The 14,443-nt window shown below is 64.3% G+C and carries 18 protein-coding genes; 7 read left to right on the forward strand and 11 right to left on the reverse strand.

Going from position 1 to position 14,443, the window contains the following annotated elements:
• Positions 1–440: 440 nt before the first annotated feature.
• The gene (locus GDN70_RS12385) at positions 441–1,409 is read left to right on the forward strand and encodes a helix-turn-helix domain-containing protein (RefSeq protein ID WP_152102573.1); all 969 of its coding nucleotides are present in this window, start codon (positions 441–443) and stop codon (positions 1,407–1,409) included.
• Positions 1,410–1,497: 88 nt separating this feature from the next.
• On the opposite strand, the gene GDN70_RS12390 is transcribed toward GDN70_RS12385, so the two are convergent.
• The 5 genes from GDN70_RS12390 to GDN70_RS12415 form a co-directional block, all read right to left on the reverse strand.
• Positions 1,498–1,923 carry a hypothetical protein gene (locus tag GDN70_RS12390; RefSeq protein ID WP_028142706.1) on the reverse strand — a complete coding sequence of 142 codons (426 nt, stop codon included), beginning with the start codon at positions 1,921–1,923 and terminating at the stop codon, positions 1,498–1,500.
• Positions 1,924–2,043: 120 nt separating this feature from the next.
• Positions 2,044–3,033, reverse strand: coding sequence for a tripartite tricarboxylate transporter substrate binding protein (locus GDN70_RS12395; RefSeq protein ID WP_038973405.1), 990 nt, complete (start codon positions 3,031–3,033; stop codon positions 2,044–2,046).
• A 266-nt stretch (positions 3,034–3,299) separates the two neighbouring features.
• Positions 3,300–4,229, reverse strand: coding sequence for an ABC transporter substrate-binding protein (locus GDN70_RS12405; RefSeq protein ID WP_038973404.1), 930 nt, complete (start codon positions 4,227–4,229; stop codon positions 3,300–3,302).
• Positions 4,226–4,582, reverse strand: coding sequence for a cytochrome c (locus GDN70_RS12410; RefSeq protein WP_028142703.1), 357 nt, complete (start codon positions 4,580–4,582; stop codon positions 4,226–4,228). The genes GDN70_RS12405 and GDN70_RS12410 overlap by 4 nt, the downstream gene beginning before the upstream one ends.
• A gap of 11 nt (positions 4,583–4,593) precedes the next feature.
• Positions 4,594–6,258: a methanol/ethanol family PQQ-dependent dehydrogenase gene (locus GDN70_RS12415; RefSeq protein ID WP_018320727.1), complete on the reverse strand. Its 1,665-nt coding sequence runs from the start codon at positions 6,256–6,258 to the stop codon at positions 4,594–4,596.
• 340 nt (positions 6,259–6,598) lie between these two features.
• On the opposite strand from GDN70_RS12415, the gene GDN70_RS12420 reads away from it, so the two are divergent.
• The 5 genes from GDN70_RS12420 (at position 6,599) to GDN70_RS12440 (ending at position 9,251) form a co-directional block, all read left to right on the forward strand.
• Positions 6,599–6,991, forward strand: coding sequence for an EF-hand domain-containing protein (locus GDN70_RS12420; RefSeq protein WP_028142702.1), 393 nt, complete (start codon positions 6,599–6,601; stop codon positions 6,989–6,991).
• Positions 6,992–7,129: 138 nt separating this feature from the next.
• The gene (locus GDN70_RS12425) at positions 7,130–7,465 is read left to right on the forward strand and encodes a hypothetical protein (protein WP_028142701.1); all 336 of its coding nucleotides are present in this window, start codon (positions 7,130–7,132) and stop codon (positions 7,463–7,465) included.
• A 228-nt stretch (positions 7,466–7,693) separates the two neighbouring features.
• The gene (gene pqqA / locus GDN70_RS12430) at positions 7,694–7,774 is read left to right on the forward strand and encodes a pyrroloquinoline quinone precursor peptide PqqA (RefSeq protein ID WP_012029362.1); all 81 of its coding nucleotides are present in this window, start codon (positions 7,694–7,696) and stop codon (positions 7,772–7,774) included.
• A gap of 271 nt (positions 7,775–8,045) precedes the next feature.
• Positions 8,046–8,888: a hypothetical protein gene (locus GDN70_RS12435; RefSeq protein ID WP_244429146.1), complete on the forward strand. Its 843-nt coding sequence runs from the start codon at positions 8,046–8,048 to the stop codon at positions 8,886–8,888.
• Positions 8,889–9,041: 153 nt separating this feature from the next.
• Positions 9,042–9,251 carry a hypothetical protein gene (locus tag GDN70_RS12440; protein ID WP_018320724.1) on the forward strand — a complete coding sequence of 70 codons (210 nt, stop codon included), beginning with the start codon at positions 9,042–9,044 and terminating at the stop codon, positions 9,249–9,251.
• A 9-nt stretch (positions 9,252–9,260) separates the two neighbouring features.
• Here the strand turns inward: GDN70_RS12440 and GDN70_RS12445 are convergent, their stop codons facing one another.
• From GDN70_RS12445 to GDN70_RS12465, 5 genes are read right to left on the reverse strand one after another with little or no spacing between them, the layout of a single operon-like run.
• On the reverse strand, positions 9,261–9,608 hold the full coding sequence (locus GDN70_RS12445) for a hypothetical protein (protein ID WP_028142699.1): 348 nt from the start codon (positions 9,606–9,608) through the stop codon (positions 9,261–9,263).
• Positions 9,609–9,634: 26 nt separating this feature from the next.
• On the reverse strand, positions 9,635–10,438 hold the full coding sequence (locus GDN70_RS12450; protein ID WP_173015788.1) for a pentapeptide repeat-containing protein: 804 nt from the start codon (positions 10,436–10,438) through the stop codon (positions 9,635–9,637).
• Positions 10,439–10,486: 48 nt separating this feature from the next.
• Positions 10,487–11,215, reverse strand: coding sequence for an ABC transporter ATP-binding protein (locus GDN70_RS12455; protein ID WP_152102575.1), 729 nt, complete (start codon positions 11,213–11,215; stop codon positions 10,487–10,489).
• Positions 11,205–11,942, reverse strand: coding sequence for an ABC transporter permease (locus GDN70_RS12460; RefSeq protein WP_028142696.1), 738 nt, complete (start codon positions 11,940–11,942; stop codon positions 11,205–11,207). Before GDN70_RS12460 ends, GDN70_RS12455 begins: the two co-directional genes overlap by 11 nt.
• A 1-nt stretch (position 11,943) precedes the next feature.
• Positions 11,944–12,927, reverse strand: a complete 984-nt coding sequence (locus GDN70_RS12465; RefSeq protein WP_152102576.1) for an ABC transporter substrate-binding protein — start codon at positions 12,925–12,927, stop codon at positions 11,944–11,946.
• Positions 12,928–13,047: 120 nt separating this feature from the next.
• On the opposite strand from GDN70_RS12465, the gene GDN70_RS12470 reads away from it, so the two are divergent.
• Positions 13,048–13,407, forward strand: coding sequence for a hypothetical protein (locus GDN70_RS12470; RefSeq protein ID WP_152102577.1), 360 nt, complete (start codon positions 13,048–13,050; stop codon positions 13,405–13,407).
• A gap of 183 nt (positions 13,408–13,590) precedes the next feature.
• On the opposite strand, the gene GDN70_RS12475 is transcribed toward GDN70_RS12470, so the two are convergent.
• The gene (locus GDN70_RS12475) at positions 13,591–14,409 is read right to left on the reverse strand and encodes a quinoprotein dehydrogenase-associated SoxYZ-like carrier (protein ID WP_173015789.1); all 819 of its coding nucleotides are present in this window, start codon (positions 14,407–14,409) and stop codon (positions 13,591–13,593) included.
• Between the last annotated feature and the right edge of the window lie 34 nt (positions 14,410–14,443).

Genomic DNA, 14,443 nt, shown 5'->3' on the forward strand with positions numbered 1-14,443 from the left:
CTGCTCGTGCAGGGCGGTCACGATTGGGACCAGAAACGATGCTGTGCTGTTTCCTCCTCCTGATGAGAGCCACGGGTCCACGTGCAGGAGCGGCCCGTTCTTGTTGTTCCTGCCGCAATCCCTAACGACTTCGTCATCGGGAAACTTGCCCAAGAGAGAAGCCGGTTTGCTTCATAGCGCACGGACGCGAAGATTTTGATTTTGCAGTAGCGAATTCAGCGGCTTCCGCATCGCTTTTGCAGTGCCTTCAACGCTCAGGTTCCCCTTGACGGCGCTGCAACTAAGGCGGAGGATTAAGTTTCAAGGGTGGCAATGGAACGATGGCGCTCGTGCCAAAAGACCGCTCAAATTCGAGGTAAACGTCACGCAATCACGGCTGAGGGCTCCGGCAGCGCTGGTCGCGATTCGCGTCTCTCCGGATCAAACCAGTGGCTGGATTAATGTCCGACACCATTCACACGCTCTCGACGACCGGCATGACGCCGAAGCGCCAGATCCAGAGCTGGATCGACGGGCTGACGAGCCTGTGTGGGCATTTCGACGTCGATCCGCTGGAGGCGTCCTCGCTCGAGGGCCGCATCGACTACACCAGCGTCTCGCGCCTGAAGCTCTGCCAGATCGAAGTGAGTCAGCATCGCATTGCCCACACGCTGGCGCGCGCCAAGGCCAACGAGCATCCGTACATCAAGATTCACTTCCAGACTTACGGCGTGTCCTATTTCGAGCAAGAAGGCCGCCACATCGAGATCAACCCGGGCGACATCATCGCCTATGACGTCTCCTGCCCGCATTCGATCATCAGCCCGGCCTTCACCCGTCACGACGTCGTGATCGTGCCGAAGGCGCTGCTGCGCGACCGCGGATTCCCGTCGCAGCGGATGCCCGCCTGCAAGCTGTCGTCGAGGACAGGGACGGGGCGGATCGCCCACGATTTCGTTCATGCGACCTTCGACGAGGCGGCAAAGCTGTCGGCAAACAGCGCGGTCGGCGTCGCCGATTCGCTGATCGACCTGTTGCTGCTGCCGCTGCGCGAAGCCGACACGATGTTCGACCGTGTCGGGCCGGAAGCGATGTATGTGCGCGCGCAGTTCTTCATCCGCGAGCACCTGCGCGACCCGGATCTGTGCATCGACCAGATCTCGACCGAGCTCGGCTGCTCCAAGCGCTATCTGCATATGCTGTTCTCGGAGCGCGGCACCACGGTGAGCGACTACATCTGGCAGGCGCGCCTGCAGAACTGCCGCCAGGAGCTCGAGGCCCACGCCGGCAAGACCATCACCGACGTCGCGTTCTCCTGGGGCTTCTCCAGCTCATCGCATTTCAGCCGGGTGTTCCGGAAATATTTCGGCGTGGTGCCGTCCTCGATCCACAAGGCGCAGCAGGCCACCGCGAGTTCGGGCGAGCACTAAAGCGCGATGCGACTTTTCCGGATCATGCTTTAGGCGGGCGCCGAGGCAGCTCCGGCGGTTGCAGTGCCGCTCACGCAGCAATTGCCGATCAAGCAGCCGTCGAAATGTAGGGAATGCTGGCCAGCAGCGCGGCAAGCAGGACCGCGTTGCACAGCATCCCGCTCCAATGCAGCCGTCGCAGCCGACGGGGGGCCTCGGTGTCGCCGGCATCGCCGGCGCTGAGCTGATTGTCCATCCGCGCCATGAACCGACGGCGGCCGCCGATCGCCAGAGCTGCAAGCAGGCCGACGACCGTCGCGAAGACGAGCTGGCCAGCGAGCAGGAAGGCCACGGTCCCGATAATCCCGGCTGCGCCCATCACCAGGAAATGGGCATTGAACATTCCGCGCAGCAACAGTGCGACGGGCCGGACATCGAGCTTCACCAGCAGAAAGGCGGGCGAAGCCAGCGTGAAATAACCCATCGGAAAGAGCAGGATGATCATGGCGGCCACGGCGAGCGAATCCGGCGTCATGCGATCGGCCCTTCTAGCTCGTGCGGTTGCTATCCTTCGACAGCGACGCACAATCATAGCGGGAAAATGCCGTTCCGACACTAGGCTTTGGTCTACGGGCCATGCACGCCGTGCCAGGCCTCAAGCCGGCTCGAGGCCGAGAGACTTCGCGCCCTCGATCCAGATCGGCAGTTCGCGCTGATACAGGGCGTTGCTCTCCTTGAAGCCGATTGCGGGTTCGAGCACGAAGGTCGTGAGAACTTCCTTCACCTTCGGATCGTTGTTGGCGGCAACGCAGAGCTCCGCCAGGCGGTCGACGACCGCTTGCGGCGTCGCCTTCGGCACGGCCCAACCGGAGAAGCCGCTCACGGTGAAGAATTTCGAGGTCGCGCCCTGCTCCGGAAGGGTCTTGATAGCAGGGATCGCGTCGACCTTCTTCGAATGCACCGCGAACACGGTGCCGCGGTCGCTTTGCAGGACCGACTGCGCCGCCGTGTAGCTGCCCATCGCGGCATCCAGCGTGCCTTCGAGCATCCCCGTCCACATCGGGGCCTCGCCGCGGTAATGGACCGGCTCGATGGACAGGCCATACTGCTTGTTGAGTTCGTTGATCGTCATGTGCGGGGCCGAGCCCGCGCTATAGGTGCCGAAATTCACCTTGCCGCTCTTGCGTGCGAACGCGACGAAATCCTCCAGCGTCTTGACGCCGGTCTTGGGGTTCGCGACCAGCAACAGGCCGGCGCCCGGAATGACGCTGACGAGCGCCAAATCCTTGTCCATGTCGTAGCCGGGATTCTTCATCACCACCCGGTTCATGATGTAGGTGGTCGAGATCGAGCACAGCATGGTGTGGCCGTCGGGCTCGGCGCGAGCGACCTCGGCCGTGCCGATCGCACCGGAGGCGCCGGGCTTGTTCTCGACGACGACGGTCTTGCCGACCTGCTTTGAGATGAACTCACCGTAGGCGCGCGCGAGCAGGTCGGTCTGCCCGCCGGCGGGATAGCTGCAAATCATGCGAATCTGCCGCGACGGCCACGCGGCCTGCGCCGAGGCGCCGCGCATGACGAAGGGCATCGCAAGTGCGGTGGTACCGGCGGCGACGAAGTGGCGGCGATCGAATTTGGCGGTCATGATTCCCTCCTGATTTTGGCCGAACCTACTGCATCAGGCTGGCGCCGCCATGGCCGGCGAGCGAGACAGATTGGCGCATTCCGTCGGACAGAGTGGGGCATGGTGGGCGCGGCGTTGTGCCCCGGACGCAGCGCAGTGCTCCTTCAGCGGTGCGCTGCTGAGCCGGGTCCCATGCCTCGACCGCAAGCTATGCCGCATGGGTCCCGGCTCTGCGCCGCAACGCTGAGGGGCGTTGCAGCGCGTCCGGGACACAAGAGCCTTTCCAATCACCGCTGAATGATCTTCATCCAGACATCGCCCAGGATCGCAGGCTCGCGCGGTGGCAGGTAGGTGAGCCCAGCCTGCTTGCCGAATTCTGCGATCTTGCCTTCGGCCGCGAGCCCCGTCAGCGCCTTGTTGACGGCGTCGATCAGCGCGCCATCGCTGGCCAGTCCGACATAGCCGCGATTGGCGCCGATCGGATAATAGTATCCGGACGCCGTGATCGCCGTGTCCGGATGCGCGGCGCGATGGGCGTCGAAGCGGCCGAGGTCGATCAGCGTCGCGTCATGGTCGCCGCGCTGGAGTGCGCCCAGCAGATCGTCGCGGCCGGGGACGAGATGGGTGATGTTGTCGATCAGCCGTCCCTTATCGAAGGTCATCAGGATGGCGTCGCCGAGCGAGCCGCTTTCGATGACGAGACGAAGGCCTGCGAGATCGCCGATGTCGCCGATCTTGCGCCCGCTTGCCTTCGGCCCGAGCACGACCGTCATCGGCGAATAGACGTAAGGCTGGCTCGGCGCGAGCACGCCGAGTGCGACGCGGCGCCGCCGATCGTCGCGCGTGGCCCCGGCGAAGTCAGGCAACCGCGCCGTCTTCATCCCGGGGGCGACGAGCGAATCCTGCGTCAGCGCGTAGCCGCCGACGAGCGAGCAGCGGCGATCCGAGAGCAACGCGTTGGCCTCGAGCTGGGGGCTCGAATCCTCGTCCAGCTTGCTCTCGAACCACTGGATCGTGAGTTTCCGTCCGAGCCGCTCAGCCATTGCCTGCGCAAGCAGCACGTCGAAGCCGGCATCCGGCTTGCCACGGTGGTGCATCGAGAACGGCGGTCGGTCCTCGTCGAGACAGATCTTCAGGGGATCGTCGGACGCGACAGCGACCGACGCCATCGTCGAAAGAACGGCCGCAAGGCTCCATGCAGCACGCCGGCCCCTCATGGCTTCCTCCGGCTGGAGATGAAGGCCCAGAGGGAGCCGATCTCCTCGTCGTTGAGGATATCGCCCCACGGCGGCATCTTGTTGTTCTTGCCGTTCTTCACTGTGGTGATGAAGCGCGTCTTGTCGTCGGGGATGGCACGCAGGTCCGGCGTGATCGTGCCGGAGTTCATCAGATTGGGGCCATGGCAGTGCGAGCATTTCGAAGCATAGGTCGACTTGCCGTGGTCGATCTGTGCCTGCATGGGATTGCCGGTTGCGTCGTCCGCGGCGCGAACGGTCGCCGCAAGCGCGACCGTCAGCCCCGCGACGGCGGCGAGGACCGCCGCCGTCCTGTGAGATGGCTTTCTCAGCATCATGCCGTGGATTACTGCTTGACCGCAAAGACCCACAGCGAGCCGCCGGGCGGCACGTTGGCAAGCCGCTCGTCGCCGGAGAACAGCGAGTAGACGCCGCCATAGCCGCTGGTCACCGCGACATACTGCACGCCATCCTGCTGCCAGGTCACCGGCTGGCCCTCGATGCCGGACCCGGTCTGGAACTGCCAGAGCTTCTTGCCGGTGTCGGCATCGAAGGCCTCGAACTCGCCGGTTAGGGCACCCGAGAACACGACGCCGCCCGCGGTCGACAGCACGCCCGAGAAGCGTGGAATGTCGCTCGGCGCTTCCCATTTCGACTTGCCGGTCATGGGATCGATCGCCTTGAGATGACCGCGCGGCCCGTCGCCGTACTCCCAGAGGTCGGTCAGGTCCATCCCGAGATACCATTCACCCTGCTTGAAGGTGACGGGCTCCGTCTTGTACCTGCCACCGAAGGCGAGCGTGTTGGCATAGGCAAGGCCGGTCTGCGGGTTGAAGGACATCGGCTCCCAGTTTTTGCCGCCGAGGATCGACGGATAGACCGTGACCTTCTTGCCCTCGCGCGCGTCCTTAGACACGTCGGTCTCGATCGGACGTCCCGTCTTCATGTCGATGCCGGTCGCCCAGTTGACCTTCACGTAAGGATTGGCCGCGAGCAGCTTGCCGTTGGTGCGGTCGAGCACGTAGAAGAAGCCGTTGCGGTTGGCGTCCATCAGCACCTTGGTCGGCTTGCCCTCGACATTCATGTCGGCGAGGACCATCTCGGCCACGCTGTCATAGTCGAACGGGTTGTTCGGCGAGAACTGGTAGTGCCACTTGATCTTGCCGGTCTTGGGATCCATCGCCAGCACGGAGCAGGTGTAGAGATTGTCGCCGGGACGCACCGCCGAGTTGAACGGGCCGGGATTGCCGATGCCCCAATAGATCGTGTTCAGCTCGGGGTCATAAGACCCCGTGATCCAGGTCGAGCCGCCGCCGAGCTTCCAGGTATCGCCCTTCCAGGTATCGCCGCCGGGCTCTTCCGGCGAGGGGATCGAATGGGTGCGCCAGAGATGCTTGCCCGTCGCGGGATCCCAGCCGTCGATGAATCCCCTGGTGCCGAACTCGGCGCCGGAGATGCCGGTGATGACGACGCCGTCGGCAACCAGCGGCGCCACCGTCATCGAATAGCCTTCCTTGATGTCGGCCGCCTTCTGCCGCCACAGCTCCTTGCCGTTCTTGGCGTCGAGCGCGATCACGTTGGCGTCGAGCGTGGTGCGGAACACCTTGCCGTCATAGAGCGCCGCACCGCGGTTGATGATGCCGCAGCAGACGATGCGCGGCGTCTCGGCGGGATATTCGACCTTGGTCTTCCAGATCTGCTTGCCGGTCTTGGCGTCGACCGCCATGGTCGCGTTGTGCGAGGTCACGTAGATCACGCCCTGGTACACCAGCGGTTGCGATTCCTCGCTGCGATCGTCGTTGAAAGAGTAATTCCAGACCGGGACGAGGTTCTTGACGCTGTCCTTGTTGATCTGGTTCAGCGTCGAGAAGCGCTGCAGATTGTAGCCCATCCCGTAATTGAGAACGTTCGATGTATCAGTCGCGCCCTTGACCAGTTGCTCGGTGGTCTGTGCGCTTGCACAAGTCGATGCAAGCATGACGAGGCTCGCAGCCATCGCAAAGCGTTTCATCCGTTCCTCCCAATATGCGCGCCTTTTGACGCTGCGGGAGCAACACTCCGTCGGAAACCAAAACGCGTCAATACGAAAGTCGTAAGTGTCGTGTCGATATCGTTGAACAGGCGCCGGTCACCTTACGGAAACCTGACGGCCGTAGACTTCCACTTGCGTGGAGACGCTGAAAAAATTCCGCAACGCGAAGCAGCTTCGGCGTAGGTTGTCGGGGCGGAAGCCAGGTTCCCCGGGGTTGTCGCGCGCGCAAGTTGCAGTTACGGACTTGAACCTGGGACTGCTTGTGGATTTATGTCGTCGTGTCCCCGCCCGAACCGGGGCTCTTCATCTGGAGGTCTTGATGATTTCGCGTCGCTCAGTTGCACTTGCGCTCACCATTGCATTGTTGTCCGGTCCGGCGTGGTCGGCCTCCGGCAACGCGGTCAAGTTGTTCGACACCGACAATGACGGCACGCTCGATCTCGCCGAGGTGAAGAAGGCGGCCGCCGCAACGTTCGCAAAGCTCGATCCCGATCATGACGGCACGCTCGATGCGCGCGAATTGCGCGGACGGTTGACGGCGAAAGAGCTCGCCGCGGCCGATCCCGATCGTGACGGGACCCTGACGCTCGACGAATATCTGTCCGTGGTCGAGCAGCGCTTCAACGCGGCCAATCCCGACAAGGACGGAACGCTGGATGCGAAGGAGCTGAACTCGCGCGCCGGCCGCGCGCTGCTGCGATTGTTGCGGTGAGCGGTGCAATCGGAACAGTCGTGACGCGGTGGCGTTTGGGAGCATTTCCGCTCCGAAACTCGGAACATCAGGCTGCTCGGCCTGTTCTCTTCGCGACGTCCTGCTCGGCGCCGGGGCAGCGCCGCGGGAGAAGAGGAGATGCAGATGAACACGAAACGTTCCGTTCTTGCTGCCTGCGCGATCCTGGCGTTGAGCGCCGGAGTCGCGGTCGCCGGCCCGTGCAACACGGGCAGCGCCAGCACTGACAAGGATGCCGGTTCTGGTCCCGTGACGGTGGGCGCAGCGCAGTCGCCCTCGTCCAGTTCAGCGGGCGACACCAGCCAGCATCCGCCGACCAGCACGATGAACCGTGCAAGTGGCGAAACGCCGGCTTCATCCGAAGATGCGCAGCGGCAGATGCAGAGCCAGCCGACGGCGGCTCAGCGGGCCGAAGGTGCCAAGCCGGACGCCGCAATGGCCGACAAGGGCTGCTGACGGCGACGTGCCATTCGTGTCGATTCGACGTGCGGTGCGTCGCACAAGACGGTGTCTCGCAGGTCGTGCTTGACCAAGAGGGAACTGGCTTTGTCCGAGAGAGAAACGCAGCCGCGAAGAATCGACACGGACGCGCTCGGCAGGCGAATCGAGGCTTGAACTGCAACTGACGCAGCCCTAGGTTTTGCGCCGCGCGATGTCGCGCTCAATACCTTGGGGAGACCCCGAATGGCTTGGAAAGCTCCGAAGATCGTGGAAGTGCCGGTCGGCATGGAAATCAACATGTACGCCTGCGCTGCGCGCAAGTAAGACTGACGACCTGCCGCGGCTTTGACGGTGAACGCCGTCGAAGCCGTGGCAGTGTCGGATCCCGAGCCTGGCATCATTGTGCTTCTTGCCACCGACGCGATGATACGCCTGCGATGAAACGCCTGCGCAGGCTGCAATCATCTTCTTTCAAAATCTAGACCACGCTCTTGCTGCAGTGTGTTACGCTGATGGCCGGTCAGCGCTGCTGCCGCATCAAAGCGGCGCGCGCCTTCGGGGTACGGGGATGCGCGGCGGAGCTCGCAGATTTCTGATGGTGATTGCCTGCGCGGTCGCGCTGATACCGACGCATGGGCACGCCGAGGAGGGCTTCGATACCGAGCACATCTTCGGCTTCATGATCGGCACCGATGTCGGCAATCCCGGCGAGCGCGAATTCCAGAGCCAGACGACGGGGCGCTTCGGCAAGGGCGGCGGCACCTATCGCGCTCTTGAGAAAGAGGTCGAGATCGAGATCGTGCCGCTGCCGAACTTCCGCATCGAGGTCGGCGCCGCCGCCAGCTTGCACGATATCACCGGCGTCCCCGACATCGACGACCGCCGTCAGATCAACTTCCAGGGCGCCTCGCTCGACCTGCGTTATCGCCTGCTCGACCGCGAGCGCGCGCCGTTCGGCCTCACCATCGCCGCCGAGCTCCACGGCGACCGCATCGACGAGACCAGCGGCGCGAAGGGGCGGATGTACGGCACGGAATTCACCCTCGCCATCGACCGCGAGCTCATCCCGAACTTTGCCATCGGCGCCCTCAACCTGATCTATCAACCGGAATGGGCGCGCTTCGAGGTGGCGGGGCAGTCCGAGAAGAGTTCGACGATCGGTGCGGCGTTCGCCGGCCTGGTGCGCGTGCGGCCCAACATGCTGCTCGGCGGGGAGCTGCGCTACTTCCGGCAATATGAAGGCATCGGCCTCGGCGAGTTTTCAGGCCAGGCCCTGTTCGTCGGCCCGACCGCCTATTTCCAGCTCTCCGAGCGCTCGCGGCTGACCTTGAGCTGGAGCATGCAGGCCTGGGGCCGGCCGGCCGGAGCGGGCGGCAATCTCGACCTCGTCAATTTCGAGCGCCACCAGGCCCGGATGGTGTTCGGCGTCAATTTTTAGCAGAGAGCGTCGTCATGCCCGGGCTTTGCCTTGCCTGGGAGCCCGGGAAGAGCCAGTTCCCGCCCCATTTCTCGCCCGGATCTGAAACTTCCGCTTCCGTGGTACGTAACCTTTCGTGCTAATCTTGACCGCCACTTGCGAGAGGATCCCGGCATGAACCCGATTGACCTGGTGGTGACTGTGTGTGCGGTGCTCTCGCCTGCGACCTGCGAGGAACAGCATTTGATGTTCAACTATGGTGGGTCGCCGCGGCAATGCGCGATGGCCGCGCCCCCCTATATCGCGCAATGGGTCGGCGACCATCCGAAATGGCAGGCGGTGCGGTGGCGCTGCGAATATCCGCACCCGAACGACAAGGCGTGAGGCGTCTCGCTACTTGCTGCAGTCCTTCAGATCCTTGTCGGCGATCGAGAACACCGCATCCGCCCTGATCTCGATGTCGCGAACGACGCACTGCCGCGCACTGGGATAGCTGACCTTGGCGTCGTAGCGGCCCGGCTCGACGCCGGTGATGCGCAGCCGCTCGTCGTGGTCGACCTCCTTGTCCTTGTCGTTCAAGCACTGGTTCGGGCCCCAGTCGGTCTTGCCGGCGGGCGAGAGCTGGAAGCCGGAGATCGTCTCCGTCGTCAGGTTCCAGAGCCTAATGCCCTTGCCCTTGGCCTGCGCGGCGGCTTCGCCGGCAAGCGTCAACGACGCGATCAAAGCTAGAACCCAACGCATCAGCCAGTCCTCCCAAAGGCGGGCCATCATTCCCTGATCAGGCGCTCGCGGTTCTTTGCCTTGTCGAAATTTTTGGCGCGGTCAAGGCCGTTCAGTGCAATCAGCTTCGCCGAGACGAGATCGGCGCCGTCGAAATCGGTGTCGATGACGATCGCGCCCGTCAGATCGGCTCCGCCGAGTTGGGCGTTTTTCAGTGATGCGCCGCTCAGATCGGCGCTCCTGAGGACTGCGAATTCGAGGTCGACGCGCGACAAATCGGCGTTGCGCGCGTTCAGCCGTTCCAGATTGGCGGATCTCAGCACCGCGCGCATCAGCCCCATCGACTGGTTGCGCATATCGGCGCCCAGATTCGCGTCCGCGATCGAAGCGCCGACCAGGCTTGCGCCGGTGAGATCGGCAGCGATGCGCGCTCCTGACAGGTTCGCGCCGTCGAGACGCGCGCGGGCCATTTGCGAGGCGAACAGATTGGCGCCCTTCAGGCTTGCGCCGGTAAGATCCGCATCCAGCAGCCACGCCTGATCGAGGATTGCACGGTCAAGCCTGGCGTCTCGGAGTATTGTCTTGTTGAGCCGCGCGGCGCGGAAGACCGCGTTGGACAGGTCCAGCCCCGAGAGATCGAGGCCCGACAGGCGTTTGCCGGTGAAATCGGCAGGCTGCGCGGTGCTCGCTTTGGCCAGCACGGCCTCGACCTCTGGCCTGGTCATTTCGGACGAGACCATCGCGGGGGAGGTGAGGTCGACGTCGCGCATCATGTCCTGCGCGCCCGCCGTCATCGTGACGAGTGCAAGACCAAGCGTTGCCAGCGTTGAGAGGGCGACCGTCCGCGTCATCATCGACTCCGCCGCCGGCCCAGTCTAGCACGTCCGCCAGGCGACCGGCTATGAGACATCTCGCTCAGTGCGGTCGCCTTGAGTTCGTTGGGCGAGGCCGGCCTTGATCGCCGCAATCTCGGCTTCGCCGCGTCTGTCGCGCGGGATGCCGATAGGCACCTCGGCCACGATACGCGCGGGGCGCGGCGACAAGAAGAACAGGCGGTCGCCGAGGCGAACCGCGTCATCGAAACTGTGGGTGACAAGCAGCGTCATCACCGGACGGCTGGCCACCAGCGTCGCGATCTCGTCGCGCAAGCGGCCGGCGAGCGCGTCGTCGAGCGAGGCGAGGGGCTCGTCGAGCACGAGGAGATCGGGCTCGACTGCGAAAGCGCGGGCAAGCGCGACGCGCCGGGCAAGGCCGAGCGACAACTCGCCGGGAAAGTGGCTGCGATGCGCTTCCAGCTCCAGAATCCTGAACAGCTCGGACAGCTTCGCCTCGGTCACGTCGGGCGCCGCCAGCCGCACATTCTGCTCCACCGAACGCCACGGCAGCAGCCGCGGCTCCTGAAACACCATGCCGATCCGCGCCTGCGGTGGACGCGCAACGTGGCCCCTGAATTCGCTATCGAGCCCCAGGATGATGCGCAGCATCGTGCTCTTGCCGCAACCGGAGGGACCGATGAGCACGCCGACCTCGCCGGATTGAAGCGCGAATTTGAGCGGCGCCAGCACCTCGTGCGTTCCGCCCGCGGCACTCCTGAACGTCTTGCCTGTGATCTCGACCTCAAGCCGCACGGGGGCGCCACCTGTTTGCGCGGGCTTCAAACGGCTGCACCAGCAAGGTCTCGATGACGAGCACGACCGCGGCAAAGGTCAGCGAATAGGCGAGCAGCCGCGGCGTGTCGAACAGCTGGAAAGCGACGCCGATCTCGAAGCCGACGCCGTTCGGACGTCCCAAGAGCTCGGCGACCAGCACGATCTTCCACACCAGCGACAGTCCGGAACGGGCCGAGGCTGCGATGTAAGGCGCAAGCTGCGGCAGCACGACATGGCGGAACGCGCGCCAGCGCGGCATCGCGAACACGCTCGCCATCTCGTCGAGCGAGCGGTCGAGCGCGCGGGTGCCCTCGCGCAGGGTGACGACCGCGGTCGGCAGCTTGTTGATGGCGATCGCCGCGATCGCGGCGGCCTCGGTCAGGCCGGCCCAGATATAGGCCAGCACGATCACGACCAGCGCGGGCAAATTGAGTAGCAGGATCAGCCAGGGATCGCCGAGCTTATCCGCGAGCCTGACCCGTCCCATCAGGTAGCCGATGGCGCTGCCGAGCGACATCGCCAGCACGAAGGCGAGGGTCACGCGCGCCAGCGTTGCCCCGAGATGCAGGAACAGCGCGCCAGATGAGGCTTCCGCGATCATCACCTCGAGCACGGCCGGCGGGGAGGGCAGCTTCGCGCCGCCGACGAACAGCGCGGCAATCCACCAGATCGCGAGAAACAGGGCGAACGACAGAAGACGCAGCACCTCAATCTCCGGGGACCGCGTGATAGAACGTGCCCGGATCGAGCTCGGCCGCCGGGCCGACGAGGTCGCGGCCGCCGATCTCGGCCAGCACGCGGTAAAGCACGCGCGCGTCTTTCTCCTCGTCGTCGATGCTCCGGCGCGGAATACCGTCGCGATAGCGGTCGCGATAGGTCTTGAGCATGGCTGCGTCGGACGTGCCGGTGAGCGGCGCGATCTTGTCCCAGGCTGCATCCGAGGTCACCAGCAGCTGCTTGGCCTTGCGCGTCATCGCGATGAATCGCGCCACGGCGTCGCGATGGTTCGCGGCCCAATTCTCGTCGAAGACATAGCCGACGGCGGAGACCGCGCCTTTGGCACCGAGCTTCGGCAGAATGTCCTCGATGCCGGCGAGGCGGCGAAATCCCTTGGCCTCGAGCTGGGCACAGAAATTCCAGAAATTGAGGCTCGCCTCCATCTCGCCGTCGAGCGCCTTGGCGGCGATCAGGGGCGGGGCGCCGTAGGCGATGGTCGCCTCCGACTTCAGGTCGATGCCGTCCTGCTTCATGCTCGCCTGGAGCAGCAGCCAGCTCTTGTCGATCGCCCCGCCGGCGACCGCGAGCTTGCGCCCCTTCAGGTCGGCGAGCGTCTTGATCGGAGAGGATGCGGGTACCATCACTGCGCCGAGCGCGCTGGAATAGGGATAGAAGGTGAGCTTGGCACCGAGCGCGCGCTCGCGCGACACCCACAGCCAGTCTGACAGGATGATGTCGGCGCTGCCTGCGCGCATCGCGATCTTGCCGGCCTCGGTGCTCGCGAGCTCGGTGACCTCGAGCGAAAGGCCCGCCTCCTTGTCGAGGCCGCTCGCGCGGATCGCGGCCAGCTCCCAGGAGAATGTTCCGGTTTTCTGCACCGCAAGGCGGATCGAATCCGCGGCGCGGCCGGGTGCGGCCAGCGATAGCGCCAGCGTCGTCGCGAGCGCCAATGTTCGACCAAGTGCCCTTATCACGCCAAGTGCCCTTATCACGCCAAGTGCTCTCATCACCTTGTGAGCCGTTTCCTCTGATAGAGTGCTTTTCAGGACAATACGCATAGCATAGCTTTGCTCGCAACCCGCGGGAGGATACGCATGAAACTGGCCGGACAGCTACGACCGATTGTCGCCGCATTGACGGTGCTGGGGGCGACCGCGTGCGTGGCGCGGGCCGAGGAGGCCAATGATTATCCGACGTCGGCGCGCGCGGAGTACGTCTATGGCTGCATGAAGGCCAATGGCGAGAGTCGGCAGTCGATCGAGCAATGTTCCTGCTCGATCGACGTGGTCGCCTCGATCGTCACCTATGAGCGCTACGTGACCGCCGAGACCGCGCTCAGCATGTCCCAGGTCCGCGGCAATCTCGGCGTCCAGTTCCGCACCTCCGAGCAGGCGAACACGGCAGTGAACGATTTGCGGCGGGCGCAGGCGGAAGCCGAGGTGAGGTGTTTCTAGCTATAGCCGCGGAAACGGTGCAATCCCTTCTCCCCTTGTGGGAGAAGGTGGCGCGGAGCGCCGGATGAGGGGTATCTCACCGCGCGCTCATCTGAGAAGAAAGACCCCTCACCCGTCTCGCCGCTATGCGGCGAGCCACCCTCTCCCACAAGGGGAGAGGGGAATTAGCATAAGCGGTGCTAGCTACGTCCCCGGCTTCTCCACATCCCACTCGTTCCGGAACACGTGTCCATCCGTGTCCTTTGCTTCCGCGCGGAAACGCTTGGCGCCGTTGGAGACATAGGTGAAGCGAAGATTGGGATCTTCCGAGATCGAGATGCCGCCTTCCATCGACAGCACCGGGCTGTCGTCCTGCGTCAGCTTCAGCTGGTTGACGAAGAAGGCGGGAATGTAGAGCTGCGTGACCTGGTCCATCTGCAGGCCGGAATTGTTGGGATGGCCGATCATGATCTGCGCTTCGCGGATGCGGCTCGCGGGCGCTTCCTCGCGCGCGAATTGCCTGTAGCGCATCTGGCCGAGCCGGTTTTGCGCCTCCTCGGCGTTCTTTCCTGCCGGTGCCGAGCAGCCGCCGGAGGCTTTCACATAGACTTTCGAGACATAGAGCTGGCCGTCGCTGAGTTCGGCCACCGCGTGCACATCGGTGTAATTGTTGACACGCACGCGCGTCGAGATCTCGGTGACATTGGCGTCGGAGCCGAGCTCGAACTTCGCCGCCATCGGCGCCGGGTTACGGTCGATCACGAGCGTGATCGAACTGATACGGCGACTGTCTGCGGGCGACAGCTTGCTGCGCAGGGTCACCGGCACGATCGCCGCGTCCTCTGCGCGATACGGCATCTCGATGCCGATCACGCCGCTGCCGTCGTTCATCGCACGGCTATTGAAGATGTCCTGCACTAGGCCCGGCCAGGGATCGTCGGCCTCTTCAGCCTGCGCCGGCATGGCGAACGCGATGCCGAGCAGTGCAGCGATCAAGGGCAGGTGGCGTGTCCATCCGGTCATGGTCATGATCCTCCGAGTCAGCGAAGCTGATCTC

Origin of the sequence: Bradyrhizobium sp. TM102 (assembly GCF_009176685.1) — a bacterium.
Taxonomy (GTDB): Bacteria; Pseudomonadota; Alphaproteobacteria; order Rhizobiales; family Xanthobacteraceae; genus Bradyrhizobium; species Bradyrhizobium ottawaense.